We start from the raw sequence: 20,839 nt of genomic DNA, 5'->3' as shown, positions 1-20,839 counted from the left end.
GGTCACGGGTGCCCGTGCGAGTGCGGGTCGATCACGAAGTAGGTCCGGAGCCACCACCACTGGAGTGCGAGACCGACCAGCAGCACGGCCGACGCGAGCACCGCGCGGCCACCTGGCGAGGACAGTCGGCGGCTCCACTCGGGGGCCGGCCACCAGGGGGCGCCGAGGAGCACCGAGAACCGGAGCACGCTCGCCGTAGCCGGGGTGACCGCGAGGATGAACAACGCGTACGGCACCGGCCACATCCGCAGGACCCGCGGCCAACTCCGGGCCCGCAGGCAGGCCAGCACGAGCAGACACAGCCCCCCGACGACCACCACGGCGCGGCCCGGACTGTGCGGGAGCGACACCAGCCAGGAGTCCGCGTCGTTGCCAGCGACGGTCGCCCAGGCCTTCTGGGTCTTCCAGTACGCGCTCGCGTCACCGGTCATGACGCCCACGACGATGGGCCACACCAACGCCGACAGGGCGACGACCAGCCCGCTCAGCAGAAGCCCCCGCCGATCCGCCGCCGGAAAGGACTCCTCCGCCCTTCGGCGCCGGAGGTACTCCCAGGCCACCACCACGACGAGGGCAGGCGCGATCCCGCGGGTCAGCGACACCGCGATGCCGGCGAGCGCGAGGACGACGTACCTGTCCTGCTGGAGTGCCCACAACACGACCAGGACGAGGAGGAATGCCAGGCTCTCGGTGTACGCCGCCTGGAAGATCGGCGCGGCCGGTGCCGAGCACAGCGCCAGCACCGTGAGCGCAGCCGTGTACCGCCCGGTCCCGGCGACGAGCATCCGGTACAGCAGACACATCGCGGCCCCGCCGCAGGCCACGCTGACCACCGACGCGGCGAGCCCGAACGACAACCCGGGCACCATCACAAGCCGTACCAGCGCTGGGAAGAGCGGGTAGAAGGCCCAGGCGTTCTGCTGGACGACGCCGTGGGACGAGGGCAGGTCGGTCGGATAGCCATGGGCCGCGACAAGGCGATACCACTGGCCGTCCCAGTTCGCGATCACGTGGAGGTACGACGCGGGGTCGACCAGAGTCGGCAGCGGAATGTCGGCCGGCAGCTGCGAGGCAGGAATCTGGTCGCGCGCGACCAGGACGATCAGCAGCGCGCCCAGGACCCGCGTCGCCGCGAAGATCACCAGCGGCACCACCCACCACGGCACGTGCCGGCCTCGCGTCACGGGCAGCGAGCATAGACGCGCCGGGCGGGCCGACGGCCCGGATCGCCGGGAGTCCGCACAGACGATCCACGGGTGCGACTCACGCGGGTCACACTCCCCGCACAGCCACCAGCACCTATCCTCGCGTCATCCCCACCACCGACCCGGCACCACTGGAGACGACCGATGAACACCGCCGCCCGCCGACTGGTCGCCTATGTGCTGCCGGTGCACGACGAGGCCGCCGGCATCCGCACGTTCCACGACGCCCTGGTCACCGCGACGAACAAGCGGCCGGACCTCGACTTCGAGTTCGTGTACGTCGATGACGGCAGCCGGGACGCGTCGCTCGACCTGCTGCTCGAGCAGCGCGCGGCCGACGACCGGGTCACCGTGATCTCCCTGGCCCGGAACTTCGGGCACCAGATCGCGGTCACGGCCGGGCTCGACGCGGCCGCCGGGCGCGACGCGGTGATCATCATGGACACCGACCTCCAGGACCCCCCGGAGGTGAGCCTGCAGCTGATCGAGAGCTGGGAGTCCGGTGTCGACGTCGCGTATGCGCAGCGGCGTACCCGGAAGGACCCGACGTTCAAGCGGGGCACGGCGTACGTCTTCTACTGGCTGCTGCGGCGGCTGGCGTCCGTGGACATCCCGCGGAACGTCGGCGACTTCCGGCTGATGGACCGCAAGGTGGTGGCCGAGGTGATCCGCTACCGGGAGCACGACCGGTTCCTGCGCGGCATCGTGGCGAACGTCGGGTTCCGGCAGGAGGGGGTGCCGTTCGACCGCGACTCCCGCCACGCCGGCAGCTCGTCGTACCCGCTCCGCACGATGGTGAAGCTGGCCGCGGACGGGATCCTCGGGTTCTCGACCTTCCCGCTCCGGTTGATCTCGCGGATGGGGATGCTGATCTCCCTGCTCAGTGGCATCGGCGCGTTGTTCGTCGTGTGGGTGCGCATCTTCATGCCCGCGAAGACGGTGCCCGGCTGGGCGTTCATCACGGTCGGTATGTTCCTGCTCGGCGGCATCCAGCTGCTGATGATGGGCGTGATCGGGAGCTATCTGGGACGCGTGTACGTCGAGACCCAGGATCGCCCGCTGTACTCGCTGGCCCTGATGGCCCGCGGCCGCGACGAGGAGACCCGACCCTGAAGACCCCGGCATGAGCACCCACATCGGAGCGGCCGAGGGCGAGGTCTCGCCGGTCGTGCTGATGCCTGGCGACCCGCTGCGGGCCAGGTGGATCGCCGAGACGTTCCTCGACGACGCCCGCTGCTACACCGAGGTCCGCGGGATGCTCGGCTTCACCGGCACCTGGCGCGGCCGGAGGGTCTCGGTCCAGGGGTCGGGGATGGGTCAGCCGTCGCTGGCGATCTACGCCCACGAGCTGTTCACGTCGTACGACGTCGAGACGGTCGTGCGGGTCGGCTCGTGCGGTGCTCTCACCGAGAAGCTGGCGATCCGAGACGTCGTGATCGCCTCGGGCGCCTGCACGGACTCGGCCATGAATCGGATCACGTTCGAGGGGCTCGACTACGCCCCCGTCGCCGACTTCGGGCTGCTCCGCGGCGCCGTCGATGCGGCCGAGCATCTGTTGTCGTCGGGCACGGCCGCGCACGTCGGGCTGCTGTTCTCCGGCGACTCGTTCTACGCGTCCCGCCCCGAGCTCACCCGGCGGATGGCGGAGTACGGCGTGCTCGCCATCGAGATGGAGGCGAGCGCGCTCTACACGCTCGCCGCGAAGCACGGGCGCAGAGCGCTCGCGATCTGCACGGTCTCCGACCACGTCGTCACCGGCGAGGAGACGACCGCCGCCGAACGCGAGCAGACGTTCGGCGAGATGGTCGAGATCGCGCTCACCGCTGCGCTCGGAGACTGACCAGCTCCTCGAGGGCGGCGCGGTCGGGGAGGCCCGCCGGCTCGACCAACCGGCCGGAGCGCACGTAGTAGAAGCCCGCGCGGACCCGCTCGACCGGTACGCCGGCCAGGTCGGCCCAGGCCAGCCGGTAGATCGCCAGCTGGAGCGGGTCGGCGGTCTCGGCGCGGGCGGTCTTCCAGTCGACGACCAGGTAGTCGGCGTCTCCGGAGTCGTCGCGGTAGATCGCGTCGATACGCCCGCGGACGACCTGGCCGCCGAGCACCAGCGCGAAGGGCGCCTCGACGACCGCCGGCGCGCGCTCGGCGAACGGTCCGCGCTCGAAGGTCGCGATCAGGTCGGCCAGGTCGTCGGCCGAGTCGATGCCGGCGTCCGCCTGCCCGGGCAGCTCGTCGGGGTCGAACAGGTCCGGCTGGCCGAACCTCGCCTCCACCCAGGCGTGGAACCGCGTCCCGAAGCGGGCTGCCGGCGAGGGTGGTCGCGGCATCGGCCGCGCCAGCTCGCGGGCGAACGTCTCGGGATCGCTCCGCAGCCGGCCCAGGGCGGTCGCGGACAACGAGCCCGGAAGAGGCACGTCGATCACCCGGCCACGGTCGGCACGCGCCTCGGCGACGAGTCGCTCGAGCTCGTCGTCCCAATCGGCGACGCGGGCCGCCTCGACGACGTCGAGGTCGTCGTCGGGTGCGGCCGGGTCGGCGTCGCGCACGGCACGCGCCGCCTCGAGCCGGAGCGCCGCCTCCCGGCCCGGACCGGGCTCGGGCCACGGACGGGACGGGTCGACGGAGTCGTACGGGTTCGGATCGCCCTTCGCGGGCTTCTCCAGCCAGTGCCCCGGCTCCAACGGCTCGCCCCAGTCCGCCAGCTGGTCGCGCACCACCACCTGGTACGGCGAGGGGCCGAACGGCGTCGGCCGTCGGCTCCAGAGGTACGACGTGACGCTGAGGCGGTGAGCGGCGCGTGTGAACGCGACGTACCCGAGCCGGAGCTCCTCCTCCTGGTCGTGCGCGCGCGTGTCCGCCCGGTAGGCGTCGAGCGCCGCCTTGTCGTGGCCGCGCAGCTGGGGCAGGTCGCCCGCGTCACCGCGCAGCGATGCGGGCAGCACGGCCGGTGAGGAGGTCCACAGCGTGCGCGACCTGTTCGACGGGAAGCGGGTCTCGCAGACGCCGACCAGGAACACGTGAGCCCACTCCAGCCCCTTCGCGCGGTGGACGGTGAGGAGCTTGACCGAGTCGGCCGCGGTCGGAGAGGCCAGGTCGAGCCCGTTGCCCTGGTCGTCCTCGGCCGTCAGGTAGGCCAGCAACGCCGACAGCGAGACGTCGCCGTCGACAGCCTGGAACTCCGCGACCGCCTTCACGAAGAGGTCGAGGTTGTCACGACGAGCCGCCGCCGACGGCGACACGGCGGACGCCAGCTCGATGTCGACACCGGAGGTGTCGATGATGCGGCGGACGATGTCGAGGAGCGGCTCGCCGACGCTCGCCCGCAGGTGGCGCAGCTCGGCCGCGAGCAGGCGGAAGCGGTCGAGTGCTTCGGGCGAGTAGGGAGCGTCTCCGGGCGAGTCGAGGGCGTCGCCGAGCGCGGCCAGCTCGGCGGGGTCGATGCCGTCGGCGATCGCGAGGAGCTGGTCGGCGAGCGTGGCGGCCTCACGCGGATCGCGGCCGGCCAGCGAGGCGGCGCGCCGGGCGAGCAGCCGGAGGTCACGTGGGCCCACCGCCCAGCGGGGCCCGGTGAGCAGCGTGAGCAACGCGGCGTTGGCCGTGACGTCGTTCAAGAGGTGGAGCGTGGCCACCACCTCGGCCACCTCGGGCAGCCGGATCAACCCGGAGAGCCCGACGATCTCGACCGGGACGTCGCGCGCGGTGAGCGCGTCGAAGACGTCGGCGGCGTGCGCGTTGTCACGGGTGAGCACCCCGATGTCGGACCACACGGCGCCCGCGTCGTGGGCGGTCTGCACCTCGGCAGCCAGCAACGCGAGCTCGTCGGCGTGCGTCGGCAGCACCCGGGTCGAGACCTCGCCGCGGCCGGCGTCCGGCTCGGCCACCAGTCGCACCACCCGACCGGCGTACGCCGTGTACAGCGGCTCGGCGAGCCGGTTGGCGACCTCGAGGATGCGCCGGTCGGAGCGTCGGTTCACGGTCAGCGGGAAGACCGCGGCCGAGCCGGCGGCGAACGTGTCGGCGAAGTGCAGGATGTTGGACACCGAGGCGCCGCGCCAGCCGTAGATCGCCTGGTTCGGGTCGCCCACCGCGGTGACGGCGTGGCCGTCGCCGAACAGCCGGGACAGCATCGTGGCCTGGGCCACGGACGTGTCCTGGTACTCGTCGAGCAGGACCAGCCGGAACTGCTCGCGCTCGATCTCGCCCACCTCGGGCTGCTCCACGGCGAGTCGCGCCCCGAGCTCGATCTGGTCGGAGAAGTCCATCAGCCCCAGCTCGCGCTTGAGGCGTCGGTATCCCACCACGAGGTCCATCAGCTCGCGGCGACGCTCGATCGCGTTGATCGCCTTGGCCGGCGCCTCGAGGTAGGTCTTGCGTCGCTTCCCGGCCTGCTCCTCCTCGAACGCGCGCAGGAAGGCCTGCTCGGCCTCGCGGTCGAAGCCGAGCACGTCGTCGGGCGAGACGAGATGCTCGCTCATCGCACCGTCGAGGGCGAGGAGGTTCTGGATCGCGGTCGGCGGGTGATCGGTCAGGAACCGGACCTCGGCGGTGTGCCGCTCGACCACGCGAGCACCCAGCTGGTAGCGCGAGGCGTCGGAGAGCACCCGGGTGTCGGGTTCGTGCCCGATGCGGAGGCCGTGGTCGGTCAGCAGGTTCGCGGCGTACGCGTTGTACGTCGCGACCGTGGGCTCGATGGTGTCGTCGGTGTCGGTGCTGGTCATGGTGCTGGTCATGGTGCTCGGCTCGGGCAGGAGCCCGGCGGCGAGGAGCGCGTCGCGGACCTTCGACCGGAGCTGGCCGGCGGCCTTGGTCGTGAACGTGAGCCCGAGGACCTGGTCGGGCCGCACCTGCTCGGTCGCGACGAGGTAGACGACCCGGGCGGCCATCAGGGTGGTCTTGCCGGAGCCGGCGCCGGCGATCACGACGGCGGGAGCCAACGGCGCTCGGATCGCCTCCCACTGCTCGGGGCTGGGCGCGAAGTCCCAACCCATCAAGCCGGCCAGCTCCTCCGGCGTGCGGATGGTCACCGGCTCGTCACCGACCCCGCACCCTGGATGGGGCAGATGGGCTTGAAGTCGCAGTCGCGGCAGTGGTCGCCGGCCACGGCCGGGAACGTCTCGTGCCGGACGAGCGACGACGCGCGCTCCAGACCGGCGCGCAGCGCGCTCCTCTCCGGGCCGTCGTCGGGGAACGCCGGCTGCTGCTGCACGACCGCGGAGTCGACGTCCGGGAGACCGAGCTGGACCAGCTCGGCACCACCGGACTCGGCGTGGCCGGCGGGGGTGAGTGAGTCGACCGCGCCGTGGTCGACGGCGTACTGGTAGACGCCGAGCTGGACGTGCCGCTGGACCCCAGGGCCCGTGGGCGCCGTCTTCTGGGTCTTCAGGTCCACGACCACGACCCGGCCGTCGGCATCGAGCTCGAGGCGGTCGGCGTACCCGTGGAGGCGCACCCGCTCCCCGCTGTCGAGCTCGACCACGGTCTCGAACTTCTGCTCCGTGCCGATCAGGGTGCGCGGGTTGGCCTCGTGCCACGCGAGGAAGCGACCGAGGGCCAGGTCGATCCGCTCGTGCTCGCGAGCTGCCGACCACGGCGTACGGAAGTGCAGTCGGCCCCACACGTCGTCGACCTGGCGCATCAGCAGGTCGAGGTCGGGCTCCGCCTCGCCGCTGGCGACGCGTTGGGCGAGGGCGTGCACCAGCTGGCCGATGTTGGCCGACTGGTGGCCCGCACCCGCGCCGCCGGCCTCCGTGGTCAGGAACCAGCGGGTGGGGCAGACCATCACCGCCTCGAGCATCGACGCGGACACCGGCACCGGCTGGTCGGGGTCGCGCACCGGCCGGACCGAGCGGGTCGCGCTGCGGGTGCCCCACCATGCCGACGGGTCGGCCTGGGGTGCCAGAGGTCGCTCGTGGACGGTCTCGCCGGCCAGCCGGGCCAGCCGCCGGGCGGCGGCGGCACGGAGGCCGGGTGCGGTGTCGGGATCGGCGACGGTACGGCGCAGCTCGCTGACCAGCCCGGCGAGCGAGAGCGGCCTGGCCGGCCGGCCCTCGACGTTCTCGACCGGGACGCCCAGCTCGGACAGGAACCGCGACGGCTGCTCCCCGTCGTCCTCCGCGGACGCGACCGCCGTGACGACGAGGCGGGAGCGCGCGCGGGTGCAGGCGACGTAGAAGAGGCGGCGCTCCTCCTGGAGCAGCTCGCGGGCGGTGACAGGCGGGACCAGCTCTCCCCGGCCGATCCGGTCGGCCTGGAGCATCGTGGAGCGTCGGCGCAGGTCGGGCCAGCCGTCCTGCTGGACGTGGGCGACCACGACCAGATCCCATTCCAAGCCCTTGGACCGGTGTGCGGTGAGCAGCCGGACCGCCGCGCCGCGGACCCCCTGCTCGGCGAGGGTGTCGGCCGGGATCTGCTGGGCCACCAGGCGCGAGAGGAAGTCGCGGACGCCGGCGGGACCGGTGACCGCGGCGGTGTCGCGCTTCTCGACCTCACGCGCGGCGACGTCGAACAGCGCGACCACGGAGTCGAGGTCGCGATGTGCGCGCCGGGCTGCTCCTCCGCCGTGGTCGACGGCACGGCGTAGTCGGGCGGGCCAGTCGGTGGCCGACCAGAGCCGCCACAGCGCCTCCTCGGCCGTGCCCCCGGCGGCCAGGTCGTCGGACGTCTGCCGCACCAGCGCATGCAGCGCGCGGGCGGCGACGGCCTCGGGACCGGGTACCTGGTCGAGGAACCCGTCGCGGAGCACCGCCAGTCGGAGCAGCTCGCGTGAGGTGAGCGGCATCCTGCCGGTCGCCCGCGCGGCGTCCTTCTCGCGTGTGCGAAGCAACCGTGAGAGACGGCGTACGTCGCCGGCGTCGAGACCGCCGAGCGGTCCGAGCAACAACGACTCGGCGCGCGCGGGATCGACGTAGTCGGCGGACTCCTCGTCGTCGAGGCCGATGTTGACCGCGGCGAGCAGGGCGTCGAGCAGAGGCAGGACGGAAGGGTCCCGGACGAGCGGCAGGTCGTCCCTGGCCACCTCGACCGGCACTCCGGAGGCGCCGAGGGCCCGGCGCAGCGGCGGGATGCTGGTGCGCCCCGAGCGGACCAGGACCGCCATCCGGTCCCACGGGACGCCATCCTCCAGGTGAGCACGACGGAGCAGATCGGCGAGGTGCTCGGCCTCGGCGCGCTCGGTGTCGAACGTGCGCACGCTGACCAGCCCCTCGTCGCTGCCCGGGGCTGCGACCGGGGACAGGAACGACGCGCGAGCCTCGACGTCGATGGCGCCGGGCAGGCCGATCCGGCCGGCCACGCGCTGGGTGGCGAGGAGCAGCCGGGGGCCGAACCGCCGCGTCGTACCGAGGGACACCACGGGCGCGGGTGTGCCGTCGCCGCGCGGGAACTCGGCCGGGAACTCGAGGATCCCGCGCACCTCCGCGCCACGGAACCCGTAGATCGACTGGTGGGGATCACCCACGACGACCAGGTCGCCGCCGTCGCCGGCGAGCGTGCGGAGCAGGTCGACCTGACCGGGGTCGGTGTCCTGGTACTCGTCGACGAAGACGTGGTGGTAGTGCCGGCGCAGCTCGTCGCGGTGGACGTGAGCCTCGATGACGGCGCGGCGGATCAGGTCGGCGTAGTCGGTGGCGGACTGATCGTCGAGGTTGTCGAGGTAGCCGGCGAGGAAGCGGCCGGCGGCGACGAGCTCCGGCCGGCCCTCACGCTCGCCGAGGGCGACCAGGTCGTGGCTCTCCATCCCCTTCTCCCGCGCGCGGGAGAGCACCATCTGCACCTCGCGCGCGAAGCCGCGCGTCTCGAGGGCGCGGTCGAGGTCGGGCGGCCAGGCCACGGACTCGTCGTGCCGCTGCAGGAGCTCGCGGACCACGACGTCCTGCTCGGGCGCGGACAGCAGTCGCAGGGGTGCGCGGTAGAGCTCGCGCGGGGCGTAGCGCCGGATCAGCCCGTAGGCGAAGGAGTGGATCGTGGAGCACATCGCCGACCCGGTGGTGCGGCCCAGGCGGGCCGTCACCCGATCGCGAAGCTGCTCGGCCGCCTTGCGGGAGAACGTCAGCGCGAGCACCTGCGACGGGTCGGCGCCCCGCCGCTCGATGCGGTCGACGATCGCCTCGACCAGGGTCGTGGTCTTGCCCGTGCCGGGCCCGGCCAGCACCAGCAGCGGACCGGACTCGTGGTCGACCACACGCCGCTGGTCGGCGTCGAGGTCGACCGGCTTGCCGATCTGCTGGGAGTCGAGGGTGGCCGGCGTCACGAGGCGGTACGTCGTGTGCTCCGGCATGGCCCTACCCAACCATCCGACGCCGACGCCTTCCGGGGGTCATGCCCCACTAGGTTGGCCGCCATGACGGAGAACGGTCCGCTGTCGGACCTGCTCGTGGTCGACCTGACCCGGGCCCTGGCCGGGCCACAGGCGGCGATGATGCTGGGTGATCTGGGCGCACGGGTGATCAAGGTCGAGAGCACCACCGGCGACGACACCCGCGCGTGGGGACCGCCCTGGGCAGGTGAAGCCGGCGGCCACCACGAGGACTCGACGTACTTCATGTCGGCGAACCGGAACAAGGAGTCGATCGTCCTCGACCTGAAGGACCCGGCCGACTCCGACGTGCTGGCCGCGCTGGTGGGCCGCGCCGACGTGCTCCTGGAGAACTTCCGCACCGGCACCCTCGATCGCCTCGGCTTCACCGTCGAGCGGCTCCACGAGCTCAACCCGCGGCTGGTGATCGGCTCGATCACCGGCTTCGGGCACGACGGCCCCGAGGCGCACCGCGCCGGCTACGACCAGATCGCGCAGGGCGAGGGCGGGCTGATGTCGGTGACCGGCATCGAGCAGCCGACCAAGGTCGGCGTCCCGATCGCCGACCTCCTCGCCGGGATGAACCTCGCGTACGGCGTCGTGGCCGCGCTCCACGAGCGGCACCGCACCGGCCATGGCCGCGTGGTCCGGACGTCGCTGCTGGCCGGGGTCGTCGGCGTGCACGCCTTCCAGGGGACTGCGTGGCTGCAGGGCGGTCGCGTGCCCGGCGTGTCCGGAGCGCACCATCCGGCGATCGCGCCGTACGGGATGTTCGCGACCGGCTCGGCACCGGTGCAGGTCGCGGTCGGGTCCGAGGGCCTGTGGCGGAAGTTCGCCGCCGCGGTGGAGATGGACCCGGACGAGTCGCGCTTCGCCACCAACCGCGACCGGGTCGCCCACCGCGACGAGCTGATCGGCGTCATCGAGGAGCACTTCGCGACCGAGCCGGCCGAGCACTGGCTCGACCTGATGCTCGCGGCCGGCATCCCCGCCGGGAAGGTGCGGTCGATGGACGACGTGTACGCCTGGGAGCAGGTGCTCTCACAGGGCCTGGTGCTCGAGGTGGACCACCCGGCGTACGGATCCTTGCGGCTCTCGGGGTCACCGTTGCGGTTCGACGACAACGTCTACTCGGGTGGGCGTGAGACGCACGTCGCTCCGCCGCTGCTCGGTGAGCACTCCGACGTGATCCGGGCCTGGCTCGAGGAGTGAGTCAGGCCCACTCCGCTACCAGGTCGACCAGGTCGGCGACCGAGTCGACGACCTTGGTCGGCTTGTAGGGGAAGCGCGGCACGTCGTCGGGTCGCGTCGAGCCGGTGCCGACGAAGACGGTGCGGAGCCCGGCCTCCAGACCGCTGACGATGTCGGTGTCCATCCGGTCGCCGACCATCACCGTGGTCTCGGAGTGCGCCTGGATGCGGTTCAACGCGCTGCGCATCATCAGCGGGTTGGGCTTGCCGACGAAGTATGGCCGCTGGCCGATGGCGGTGCTGATCAGTGCGGCCACGCTGCCGGTCGCGGGCAGCGTGCCCTGGTGGCTCGGGCCGCTGGCGTCGGGGGTGGTGGCGATGAAGCGCGCGCCGTTCTCGATCAAGCGGATCGCCTTGGTGATCGCCTCGAAGGAGTAGGTGCGGGTCTCGCCGAGCACGACGTAGTCGGGGTTGCGGTCGGTCATCACGTAGCCGATGTCGTGCATGGCCGTGATCAGGCCGCTCTCGCCCACGACGTACGCCGAGCCGCCGGGGCGCTGCTCGTCGAGGAAGTCGGCCGTGGCCAGGGCCGAGGTGAAGATGCGGTCCTCGGGCACGTCGATGCCGCTGCCGAGCAGCCGTGCCCGCAGGTCGCGGGGGGTGTAGATCGAGTTGTTGGTGATCAGCAGGTACGTCACGCCGCTGGTCTTGAGCGCCTCGATGAACTCCGCCGCCCCGGCGATCGGGTCCTCCTCGTGCACCAGCACGCCGTCCATGTCGGTCAGCCAGGTGTGGACCGGGCGCGCCTCGCTCATGGGTCCATCCTCCCGCACGCTGACCCGCCCGAAGCGTGCGCCCGGAGAACGCTGACCCGCCCGAAGGGTGCGCTCGGAGAACGCTGACCCGCCCGAAGCGTGCGCCCGGAGAACGTTGATCCGCCTGAGAGGTCCGCACCGGCCAAGGATCCGCCCTTGTCCGACCGGTGACAGCCGAGCAGCCCGTAGCGAGGCACGCCCGCGCCGGGTGACGACGGGTCGACACCTTCTGGCGGGTCAGCGACCTCGGGCCGCACACTTACGGCGGGTCAGCGCTCTGGGCCCGCACACTACTGGCGGGTCAGCGCTTGCCCAGGTCGACGATGGCGGCGACCGGGCCGCCGCCGTCGGGACCCTGGTGGGCGGCGGAGACCGACACGAACACGGCCGGGTCGCCGGTGACCGCGGCGGTGACGCCACCCACGGCGGCCTTGATCTGGCGGTGCCAGTGCACGTCGGAGTCGTCGAGCATCGCGTTGCGGCGGCCCCGGACATGACCGTCCTGCGAGGCTTCGCACTTGAGGAAGACGTTGACGAGCCGGCCGTCGAGGTCCTCGGTGCGCGGGCGCTCGGGCAGGTCGAGCCCGGCGGAGCGGATCGCGTCCCAGATGCCGTCGGCGTCCAGGGCGTCCGTCATCACCGAGTGCCCGATCCGGTAGCGGCCGCCCACGCCCGAAGCGTTGCCGACCACGACGACCTGCGCGCGGTCCAGCTCGACCCCGGACGAGCACGAGGCCACCGAGGAGTACAGCGACCGGTCACGGAGTACGTCGCTGTCGTCCGGCATGTCGATCTCCTCCAGGGCGACCGCGATGCCCAGCGCCGTACCGCCGTTGGAGACGTCCATCGAGATCAGCGTGTCCTCGGTGAAGACGTCGTGCCCCCGGCTCTTCGCGTCGCGGATCGTGTCGATCGTGAGCAGCGGCGTCTTCGTCTGGACGTAGTGGACGTCGCCCACGTCGCTGATGCCGGCCCGCTCCATGGCGGCCTGCACCGCGGCCGCGACCTTCTCGATCATGCCCCGCCGTCCGATCTCCTCGGGCAGCAGCGGCTCGCTCATCGCGAATCCGACCGTGAGACGCGGTTCGTCGGTCTGTTCCGCCTCACCCTCGGGGACCGTGGCGAAGATCGTCGCGTGCGGGCTGATCACCCCGTCGGTCCCGCCGGACCAGACGATGGGGATCTCCTTGACCGCGTCCGGGTCAGCGCCCTTCTCGACCAGCGCCTCGCGGAACGCCCGGTCGGCGATGATCCGGGTGTAGTCGTTGACGCCGCCGTTTCCCTCCGTCTTGCCGATGATCGCGACCACGCGGTCGGCCCGGATGACGCCGTCGTCGACCAGCTTGGTCAGCTCGGAGGCGTCGGAGACGGAGTGGATCGGGACCTTGCGTACTTCGATGGCAGAGGGCTGTGTCGACATGGTCGCGATCCTTGCAGGTCGGTCCTCAGTCCGGAACGACGACCGTCCCCGTGTGACCCACGTCGACCACCGCGTCGACGATCCGGTCCAGGCTGGTGATCACACCCGGCAGGTCGGTGCCCTGCACGAAGCGGCAGACTGCGTCGACCTTGGGGCCCATCGAGCCGCTCGCGAAGTGGCCCTCCTCGGCGTACGCCTGCATCTGCGAGAGCGTGACCCGTCCGACCGGCTCGGCCTCCGGAGTGCCGTACCGCAGCACCGCCTGGGGTACGTCGGTCGCCACGACGAGGACATCCGCCCCGACCAGGACACCGAGCAACGCCGCCCCGAGGTCCTTGTCGATCACGGCCTCCACGCCCGACAGCGACCCGTCCTCACGGCGTACGACGGGGATCCCGCCGCCGCCGTTGGCGACGACCACGAACCCGGCCCGGATCAGCTCCAGCACCGCCGGCGCGTCCAGGATGTCCAGGGGCTCGGGTGAGGCGACCACGCGGCGCCACCCCTTCTCGCCACGGTCCTGCCAGACCTCGCCGTGCTCGATCAGCATCTGCGCCTCGTCGGCCGGCAGGAAGCGGCCGATCGGCTTGGTCGGCTTCACGAAGCCGGGGTCGTTCGGGTCGACCAGTGCGCGGGTCACGACCGTGGCGCTGCGCTTGTCGACGCCGCGCTCGGCCAGCTCCGCGTCGAGGGCGTCCATCAGCACGAACCCGAGGGTGGCCTGGGTCTGCGCGCCGCACCAGTCGAGAGGCACCGGCGGCACGACCGCGGCCGCGAGCTCGTTCTTGACCAGCAGGTTGCCCACCTGCGGGCCGTTGCCGTGCGTGATCACGACCTCGACGTCGTGCGCGATCAGCTCCGCCACCGCCGCCATCGCGACCTCGGCCGCCGCGATCTGGTCCTCCACGCGTGCGCGCCCGTCGGCGTTCGTCATCGCGTTCCCGCCCAGCGCCAGCATCACTCGCACAGGCCGACGGTAGTGGCCGCCGAGCCGAAATCCACGGAGGTCGCCTCACCAGCCCCAGCGGAGTCCCAGGATGCCCGGTCCGAACCCACGGGCCACGGCGTGCGCGGTGGATCCTTCGCCGAGGTCGAGCTTCTCGCTGACCTCGTGGTGGCCCACGATCGAGTAGCGCTCCACGTGCATCGGCACGTGGTCCGGGTCGAACCGCACCCACACCAGCAGCTCGCTCAGCCGCCGTGCGGCGTAGTGGTCGAGGAACGTCTCGTCCTCCGGGTCGGCGAGCTCGATGGTGAGCTCGTAGGGGTGCAGCTCGCCCTTGGCGAGCGCCCGCTCGAGCACGAGCTCGGTCGCGTAGACCCCGCTGTCGTGATCCATCGCCGCCGCACCGAGCAAGCAGCCGGCGGTGGGGACGAAACGCGGGAGCTGGCTCTGATCCTCGGCGGTCAGGATCAGGGGCGTACGACGTGCGCCGTCGCGCCGGGCCTGCATCACCGCCCGCACGCGGAACTCCCTGATCCTGCCGTCGGCGCCCACGTCGGCGGTGATGTGCCGCACCTGCTCGATCAGCTCGTCGTACAAGCCGTCGAAGCCGAGCTCGGCAAGCGCGGGCTGCATGCCGGGGTTCTCCGCGAACATCTCCTGCAGAGTCCGTTCGGCGGGCCGCGGCCCCGGGCGACGCGAGGGCCCAAGCCTGGCGGAGAGGCTCCCCGGTGCCACCCGCAGCAGCCGCTCGATCTCGACCAGCGCGTCCCGCGACGTGCCCCGCTCGGGCTGGCTCCGCCCCGAGCGCCAATAGCTGAGCGCGGCCGGGCTGACGGGGTGGCCGCTCTCCACGAGCCGATGGTGGAGCCAGGCCAGGCTCACCCCCCGCTCCGACACGGCGTCGCCGAACGCCTCCGAGAAGCCGCGGTGCCTCATGGTCGGGTGTCCCTCCTCCCGATGAGCGACGTGGTGCGCCGCAGGTGGACGGGCCCATGACAACGCGGATCGCCCCCATCACACAACTGGCGGCGGGGATAAGTGACGAGCAAACGCCTACGCTGCGACCGCGGGTGCTCGATCGAGTGGGGGACGCCCGCCCGAGATGCCGGGTACCGGGGGGTCCCGGCATCTCGTCCGTCCGAGCCGTCAGTCCAGAACGTCCACGTCGGCGTACGACGCGCCCCCGGCGAGGCGCGCGTAGCCCGGGCCGCGGTCGAAGAACGCCTCGGTCGACCGGGACCGACCCGCGCGCTCCGTGGCGGTGGTCGCTGCGTCGTACGCCAGGTCCTCGGACCCGGGTGAGCCGGTGAGCACCACGCCGTAGTCGGCCAGCGCGGCCTCGGGCGAGACCTTCCGCCAGACCACGTCGCGAACGACCAGGTCCGGATCGCGCTCGAGCGGATCGCCCCAGCCGCCACCACCGGTGGTCCGGATGCGGATCACCTCGCCGGCGCGCACGGGCTCGGCGTCCGCCAGGGCATCGACCTCGCGTTCGCCCGGGCCGCCGGGGTCGATGGTCACCTGGAACGGGCGGCCCGCCTTCCCGCCCGTGACGCCCCAGCAGGACAGGATCGACCGGTCGGCGATGGACATGAAGTGGGCGTCCTTGAGCATCCGGATGTGCTTCTCGTAGCCGAGCCCTCCGCGGAACCGGCCCGCTCCCCCGCTGTCCGTCGCGAGCGAGAGCGCCTCGACCCGGAACGGGAAGCGCGCCTCGGTGAACTCCGTCGGCAGGTTCCGTGAGTCGGGCACGACGTGGATGGTGTCCTCGCCGTCGGCGTAGTAGCGACCACCGGAACCGCCGCCGAGCACCTCGCGCATCAGGTACGGGCGGCCCTCGACGTCTTCGCCGTACCCGCCGGTGTAGCGGAGGGTCTCCTGGTCGGCCGGCATCCGGCCGTCGACCGCCTTGGCGAGCACCCCGGAGAGCACGCCGAGGAGGCGCAGGATCACGAAGGTGCGGGCGTTCGTCGGCGCCGGGAACACCGGGGTGAGCAGGGTGCCGGGCTCGGGGAAGCGCATCTCGATCAGCGGTACGACGCCCTCGTTGACGTCGAGCTCGGCCATCCGCTCCGGGGTGTCGGCGAGGTTGCGCAGGATCGGCGCCAGCCACTTCTTCAGGAACACGCCGTCGCTGTAGTCGCCGCAGTGGTTGATCGGCCCCTTGGCCTGCGGTCCGGTGCCGTCGAAGTCGAGCACCAGTCGCTCGCCGTCGGGGTCGTCCGGGCTCGTGCGGGTCAGCGTGATGCGCTGGGTGTGCAGACGCGGCTCGTCGACGCCGTCGTGCTCGGCGTAGTCCTCCCAGACCCACGACCCGACCGGGATCTTGGCCAGGATCTCGCGGCGGTAGGTCTCCGTGGTGCGCTCGAGGATCGCGTCGAAGCAGGACTCGACCTCGGGCACGCCGTACCGCTCGAAGAGCTCGCCGAGACGGCGCGCGCCCATCAGGCAGGCCGAGCACTCGGCGTCCAGATCGGCCGCCAGCGACTCGGGCATCCGGGAGTTGCGGGTCATGATCGACAGCGCCGCGCGGTTGGGGACGCCGGCGTCCCAGAGCCGGATCGGCGGCACCATCAGGCCTTCCTCGAACACGCTGGTCGCCGCGCTCGGCATGGAGCCGGGTACGGCGCCGCCGATGTCGTCGTGGTGCCCGAACGCCTGGACGAACGCGACCACCCGGCCGTCGGCGAACACCGGAACCGTGACGCACAGGTCGGGCAGGTGTCCGATGCCGCCCTCCGAGCGGTAGACGTCGTTGTGGAAGAAGACGTCGCCCTCGCGCATCTCCTCGAGCGGGAAGTCGCGGGCGACCGGATGCACGAGCGCGGAGTAGGACCGGCCGGTGAGCTTGCGCAGCAGCCGGTCGTGGATCCCCGCGCGGAAGTCGTGGGCGTCGCGGATCATCGGGCTGCGGCTGGTCCGCGCGATGGCGGTCTCGACCTCGGCCTCGACGCTGGCCAGCGAGCCCTGGACGATCTCGACAAGGACCGGGTCGGCGCCGGCACCGGCGTCCGTCGTGAGGTGGCCGTAGGGGAAGGCGGTCGGGATGCGACGGCTCATCGGTCGCTCCTGACCAGCAGGTTGCCGAAGTCGTCGACGGTGGCGGTGAAGCCGGGATGCACCGGGACCGTGGAGCCGTACTCCTCGACGATCACCGGCCCCGCCACGGTCGTGCCGGGGCTCAGGTCTGTCCGCCAGCGGACGGGCGTCTCGACGTACCCCCGGTCGGCGTCGAAGCAGACAGAGCGTGACCTCGGGTCGTCCGCCTGAGAGGGACCTCTACTGGCCTGTGAGGCGGACGACCCGGAAATGGGGCGGATCTCGGGGCGGGTGATCGGGCCGATGCCGGAGACCCGCAGGTTCACCCACTCGACCTGTTGGCTCGGGTCGCCGGCGAAGTCGTAGCCGTACAGGCCGCGGTGCTCGGAGTGGAACGCCTCGGCGACGCCGTCCAGCGCTGCCCGGTCGAGCTCGCCGTCGGGCACCGGCACGCGCACCTCGAACGCCTGGCCGAAGTAGCGCAGGTCGGCGGTGCGCAGGAAGACGTGCTCGGCCTCGGCGAAGCCCTCACGCAGCAAGGCGTCGCGCGCCCGCGCCGTCAGCCCGTCGTACGACGTGCGCAGGGCGGCGACGTCGAGTGCGTCGTCGAGCGCGACCTGGGTCTGCACGTAGTCGTTCTTCACGTCGACCGTCAGCAGCCCGAACGCCGACACGTTCCCCGGGTCGGGCGGCACGAGCACGGTCGGGATGCCGAGGATGTCCATCAGCCGGCACAGCAGCAGCGACCCCGAGCCGCCGAACGTGGTCAGCGTGAAGTCGCGGACGTCCAGGCCACGCTTGACCGTGACCTGGCGCAGCGCGTTGGCCTGGTTCCAGGCGGAGATCTCCAGCACGCCGACCGCCGCCGCCTCGACCGACAGGTCGAGCCTCCCGGCCAGCTCCTCGACGCCGTGTTGCGCTGCGGCGACGTCGAGCGGGATCTCGCCGCCGAGGAGATGCGGGGGAATCCGGCCGAGCACCACGTGCGCGTCGGTGATCGTCACGTCGCGGCCGCCCTTGGCGTAGCAGAGCGGCCCGGGGTCGGCGCCCGCCGACCGCGGCCCGACCTTGAGCGCGCCCTCGGGCGAGAGCCAGGCGATCGAGCCGCCGCCGGCCCCGACGGTCACCACGTCGATCATCGGGATCTTGCTGGGGAACGCACCGACCGTACCCTCCGTGGTGAGCGTCGGCTCGCCGCCCACGACCACCGAGACGTCGGTCGACGTCCCGCCGCCGTCGCAGGTCAGCACCCGGTCGAAGCCGGCGACCTTCGCGATCAGGGCCGCCCCGAGCGCCCCGGCCGCCGGCCCGCTGAGCACGGTCGTGATCGGCTGATGAACGACCTCGTCGGCACTCAGCACGCCGCCGTTGGACTTCATCACGTAGAACGGCACGCGGCGCTCACCGGCGTCCCCGCTGACGTAGCTGGCCAGCCGGGCGCTGATGTTCGTGACGTACGCCGACAGCCGCGGCTTGACCGCCGCGTCGACGAGAGTGGTCATCGCCCGCTCGTACTCGCGGTACTCGCGCAGCACCTCGCTGCTGATGCTCACGACCGCGTCGGGGTGCTCCTCGGCGAGGATCTCCCGCATCCGTTCCTCGTGGGCCGGGTTGGCGTAGGCATGCAGGAAGCAGACCCCGAGGGTGTCGACGCGGCGGTCGCGGAACCACCGGGCGACCACGCGGGCGCCGTCCTCGTCGAACGGCCTCACCTCGGCACCGGTGAAGTCGAGCCGGCCACCGACCGAGCGGACCAGGTCGCGGGGGACGATCCGTCGCGGCTTCACCCAGAAGTAGGAGTTTCCGTAACCGTCGGGCACCGACTGCCGCGCGATCTCGAGCATCGCGTCGTACCCCTCGGTGGTGACGAAGCCGAGCCGGTCGACCTTGCCCTCGAGCAGCTGGTTGGTGGCGACGGTGGTGCCGTGGCTGACCGCCGAGAGAGACTCCCCGCCGGGGTTGTCGAGCAGGTCGAGGACCTTGTCGATGCCGGCCAGGAACCCGTCCGCCGGGTTGGCGGGCGTGGACGGCGTCTTGGTGGTGACCAACTGCCCGGTGTCCTCGTCGAGCGCGACCACGTCGGTGAACGTGCCGCCGGTGTCGATCCCGACCCTGATCCGGCGCGTCTCCATCCCCCGATTCAAGCAGGGCAGGATCGCGGCGGAGATCAGGCGTCCGGGGCGCGGTCGTTGTAGACGCCGGCCTCCTCCTGGCCGGTCATCTTCGCGATCTCGGTCATCACCCGGTCGGTGATCTCGCGGCGCGCGCGACCCTGGGGTACGCCGTCGTACCGGCCGCGTACGTCGATCGGCTCGCCGAACGTCACCGTCACCCGGACCAGTCGCGGGCGGTTGGAGCCCACCGGCTGGAGCCGGTCGGTGTCGAGCAGGCCGATCGGCACGATCGGCGCGCCGGAGGTGAGCGCGAGCTGGGCGACGCCGGTGCGCCCCCGGTAGAGCCGCCCGTCGCGCGACCGGGTGCCCTCGGGGTAGATCCCGAACGCACCACCGTCGGCGAGGACAGAGAGTGCCGGGTCGAGGCTGGCCAGGGCGGCCTTGGAGTCGTCGCGGTCGACCGGCAGCGCACCGAACATCTCGAACCACGCCTTGACCAGCCGGCCCTTGATCCCGCGGCCCTCGAAGTAGTCCGACTTCGCCAGGAAGCTGACCGGCCGCGGGGCCACCGCGGGGATCACGACGCTGTCGATGAAGCTCTGATGGTTGCTGGCCAGGATCAGCGGGCCGGTGCGCGGCACGTGCTCCAGGCCGTTGACGTGGGGCCGCCAGATCGCCCGCAGGAGGGGCGGGACGATCCGGTGGAGGACGCCGTACAGCACCCGCTCATCTTGCCGCACCTCGAGAACCCCGCCGCGCGGGTCCCGGTGGACGGGGTCAGCCCTGCGGGCGCCGCCAGACGTACGGTGTCGTGGTGGTCACCGCGACCAGACCCGAGCGCTCCAGGATCGGGCGAGACATCGCGGTGCAGTCGCTGTTGAGGTAGCGGACGCCCTCCGACAGGGCGAAACGCGCACGGGCCGCGGTGAGCGCGCGGTAGATGCCGCGACCGCGCCACTCGGGCAGCGTCGCCCCGCCCCAGAGACCGGCGAACTCGGTGCCCTCCACCCGATTGAGCCGGCCGGCCGAGACGACCTGCCCGCCGGCCTCGGCGACCCAGAAGGTCTCTCGGCCCTCCATGCGCTCGAGCCGGGCCAGCGCGTCGTCACCGGTGTGCCCGGCGCCGAAGACCTCTCGCTGCATGTCGCTGGCAGCGTGGACCACCGCCTCGCGCTCGGGGATGTCGTCCACGCGACGCACGGTGACCTCCGCGGGCAGCTCCACGTCCACCGCCAGATGAGACGCCTGGCCGACCATCACCGTCTCGACCTCGTCGGGCTCGAGCCCGTGGGCCCGCAGTCGCGGGTCGAGGTCGGGCGGCCAGTCGTGGCCGCGCGTCTTCCACTCGAACTCCTTGACCTGAGGGATCGCGGCGAAGTGCGCCACCGTCTCGGCGATCAGGGCGTCGACGTCGTCGACGCCCTCGAGGGTCTCGTAGCTGACGAAGGCGCCGTCGCTGAACAGGGCACGCCACAGCGGGCCGACGTGGTCCCAGCTCTCCGCCCCCTGCACCTCGGCGAAGCCGCGGAGCTGCGCGTCGTACGCCGCGAGCAGGGCGGCACGTTCCTCGTCGGTCGCGCGGGAGCCGTCAGGGGCGTCGGTCATGCGTTCTCCTCGTTGTTCACGGGGTTGTCATACCTGCGACGCCCAGCATGGCCGGGAATGTCATGGAACTGCGACCGAAATAGTTGAAGGGCCCCTGTCGGTATGAGCGACAAGGGCCCTTCGGTTGGTGATCCGTCGGGCCTCGGCACGAGGCCGGGGTCCGGCGGCTCACCGCTCGACCGGTACTGGTGACGCTCCCGGTCGATCCAGTCGGT

General features: G+C 72.1%; 14 protein-coding genes. 3 read left to right on the top strand and 11 right to left on the bottom strand.

What is annotated here, in order from left to right; translation table 11 throughout:
* Positions 1 to 2 precede the first annotated feature (2 nt).
* On the bottom strand, positions 3 to 1,184 hold the full coding sequence (locus tag VGJ24_RS08235; RefSeq protein ID WP_331500044.1) for a hypothetical protein: 1,182 nt from the start codon (positions 1,182 to 1,184) through the stop codon (positions 3 to 5).
* 165 nt (positions 1,185 to 1,349) lie between these two features.
* Here VGJ24_RS08235 and VGJ24_RS08230 point away from each other — a divergent pair, with 165 nt between their 5' ends.
* Both VGJ24_RS08230 and deoD read left to right on the top strand, forming a co-directional pair.
* On the top strand, positions 1,350 to 2,318 hold the full coding sequence (locus VGJ24_RS08230; RefSeq protein ID WP_331500043.1) for a glycosyltransferase family 2 protein: 969 nt from the start codon (positions 1,350 to 1,352) through the stop codon (positions 2,316 to 2,318).
* 10 nt (positions 2,319 to 2,328) lie between these two features.
* Positions 2,329 to 3,045, top strand: a complete 717-nt coding sequence (deoD, locus tag VGJ24_RS08225; protein ID WP_331500042.1) for a purine-nucleoside phosphorylase — start codon at positions 2,329 to 2,331, stop codon at positions 3,043 to 3,045.
* On the opposite strand, the gene VGJ24_RS08220 is transcribed toward deoD, so the two are convergent.
* Entirely contained in the window at positions 3,023 to 6,226 is a 3,204-nt protein-coding gene (locus VGJ24_RS08220) for an ATP-dependent DNA helicase (RefSeq protein WP_331500041.1), read from the bottom strand. The two genes, deoD and VGJ24_RS08220, sit on opposite strands and share 23 nt — an antisense overlap.
* Positions 6,223 to 9,477 carry an ATP-dependent DNA helicase gene (locus VGJ24_RS08215; RefSeq protein ID WP_331500040.1) on the bottom strand — a complete coding sequence of 1,085 codons (3,255 nt, stop codon included), beginning with the start codon at positions 9,475 to 9,477 and terminating at the stop codon, positions 6,223 to 6,225. Before VGJ24_RS08215 ends, VGJ24_RS08220 begins: the two co-directional genes overlap by 4 nt.
* A 63-nt stretch (positions 9,478 to 9,540) precedes the next feature.
* Between VGJ24_RS08215 and VGJ24_RS08210 the strand changes: the two genes are divergently transcribed.
* Positions 9,541 to 10,707, top strand: coding sequence for a CoA transferase (locus tag VGJ24_RS08210; protein ID WP_331500039.1), 1,167 nt, complete (start codon positions 9,541 to 9,543; stop codon positions 10,705 to 10,707).
* Between the two features lies 1 nt (position 10,708).
* Here VGJ24_RS08210 and VGJ24_RS08205 read toward each other — a convergent pair whose 3' ends face one another.
* The 8 genes from VGJ24_RS08205 to VGJ24_RS08170 all read right to left on the bottom strand — a co-directional run bounded on the left by VGJ24_RS08205 (position 10,709) and on the right by VGJ24_RS08170 (position 20,624).
* The gene (locus VGJ24_RS08205; RefSeq protein ID WP_331500038.1) at positions 10,709 to 11,500 is read right to left on the bottom strand and encodes an HAD-IIA family hydrolase; all 792 of its coding nucleotides are present in this window, start codon (positions 11,498 to 11,500) and stop codon (positions 10,709 to 10,711) included.
* Positions 11,501 to 11,801: 301 nt separating this feature from the next.
* Positions 11,802 to 12,920: a ring-opening amidohydrolase gene (locus tag VGJ24_RS08200; RefSeq protein ID WP_331500037.1), complete on the bottom strand. Its 1,119-nt coding sequence runs from the start codon at positions 12,918 to 12,920 to the stop codon at positions 11,802 to 11,804.
* Between the two features lie 25 nt (positions 12,921 to 12,945).
* Entirely contained in the window at positions 12,946 to 13,878 is a 933-nt protein-coding gene (locus tag VGJ24_RS08195; RefSeq protein ID WP_331500096.1) for a carbamate kinase, read from the bottom strand.
* Between the two features lie 54 nt (positions 13,879 to 13,932).
* Positions 13,933 to 14,802, bottom strand: coding sequence for a hypothetical protein (locus VGJ24_RS08190; RefSeq protein ID WP_331500036.1), 870 nt, complete (start codon positions 14,800 to 14,802; stop codon positions 13,933 to 13,935).
* Between the two features lie 210 nt (positions 14,803 to 15,012).
* Complete coding sequence (locus VGJ24_RS08185; protein ID WP_331500035.1) at positions 15,013 to 16,926, bottom strand: hydantoinase B/oxoprolinase family protein; 1,914 nt, start codon at positions 16,924 to 16,926, stop codon at positions 15,013 to 15,015.
* Positions 16,923 to 19,037: a hydantoinase/oxoprolinase family protein gene (locus VGJ24_RS08180; protein WP_331500034.1), complete on the bottom strand. Its 2,115-nt coding sequence runs from the start codon at positions 19,035 to 19,037 to the stop codon at positions 16,923 to 16,925. The genes VGJ24_RS08185 and VGJ24_RS08180 overlap by 4 nt, the downstream gene beginning before the upstream one ends.
* A gap of 35 nt (positions 19,038 to 19,072) precedes the next feature.
* Positions 19,073 to 19,759: a lysophospholipid acyltransferase family protein gene (locus tag VGJ24_RS08175; RefSeq protein WP_331500033.1), complete on the bottom strand. Its 687-nt coding sequence runs from the start codon at positions 19,757 to 19,759 to the stop codon at positions 19,073 to 19,075.
* 37 nt (positions 19,760 to 19,796) lie between these two features.
* A complete protein-coding gene (locus tag VGJ24_RS08170) occupies positions 19,797 to 20,624 on the bottom strand; it encodes a GNAT family N-acetyltransferase (RefSeq protein ID WP_331500032.1) in 828 nt (275 codons plus the stop codon).
* Positions 20,625 to 20,839: the final 215 nt, after the last annotated feature.

It is taken from the genome of Nocardioides sp., assembly GCF_036493135.1.
Lineage (GTDB): Bacteria > Actinomycetota > Actinomycetes > Propionibacteriales > Nocardioidaceae > Nocardioides.
This window is presented reverse-complemented; position numbering and strand designations above follow the sequence as displayed.

Excerpts from the sequence above, each read along its gene's own strand:
- VGJ24_RS08205 (WP_331500038.1), bottom strand. The coding sequence starts at position 11,500 with ATGAGCGAGGCGCGCCCGGTCCACACCTGGCTGACCGACATGGACGGC.
- VGJ24_RS08185 (WP_331500035.1), bottom strand. The coding sequence starts at position 16,926 with ATGAGCCGTCGCATCCCGACCGCCTTCCCCTACGGCCACCTCACGACG.
- VGJ24_RS08215 (WP_331500040.1), bottom strand. The coding sequence starts at position 9,477 with ATGCCGGAGCACACGACGTACCGCCTCGTGACGCCGGCCACCCTCGAC.
- VGJ24_RS08190 (WP_331500036.1), bottom strand. The coding sequence starts at position 14,802 with ATGAGGCACCGCGGCTTCTCGGAGGCGTTCGGCGACGCCGTGTCGGAG.
- deoD (WP_331500042.1), top strand. The coding sequence starts at position 2,329 with ATGAGCACCCACATCGGAGCGGCCGAGGGCGAGGTCTCGCCGGTCGTG.
- VGJ24_RS08180 (WP_331500034.1), bottom strand. The coding sequence starts at position 19,037 with ATGGAGACGCGCCGGATCAGGGTCGGGATCGACACCGGCGGCACGTTC.
- VGJ24_RS08170 (WP_331500032.1), bottom strand. The coding sequence starts at position 20,624 with ATGACCGACGCCCCTGACGGCTCCCGCGCGACCGACGAGGAACGTGCC.
- VGJ24_RS08210 (WP_331500039.1), top strand. The coding sequence starts at position 9,541 with ATGACGGAGAACGGTCCGCTGTCGGACCTGCTCGTGGTCGACCTGACC.
- VGJ24_RS08195 (WP_331500096.1), bottom strand. The coding sequence starts at position 13,878 with ATGCTGGCGCTGGGCGGGAACGCGATGACGAACGCCGACGGGCGCGCA.
- VGJ24_RS08230 (WP_331500043.1), top strand. The coding sequence starts at position 1,350 with ATGAACACCGCCGCCCGCCGACTGGTCGCCTATGTGCTGCCGGTGCAC.
- VGJ24_RS08200 (WP_331500037.1), bottom strand. The coding sequence starts at position 12,920 with ATGTCGACACAGCCCTCTGCCATCGAAGTACGCAAGGTCCCGATCCAC.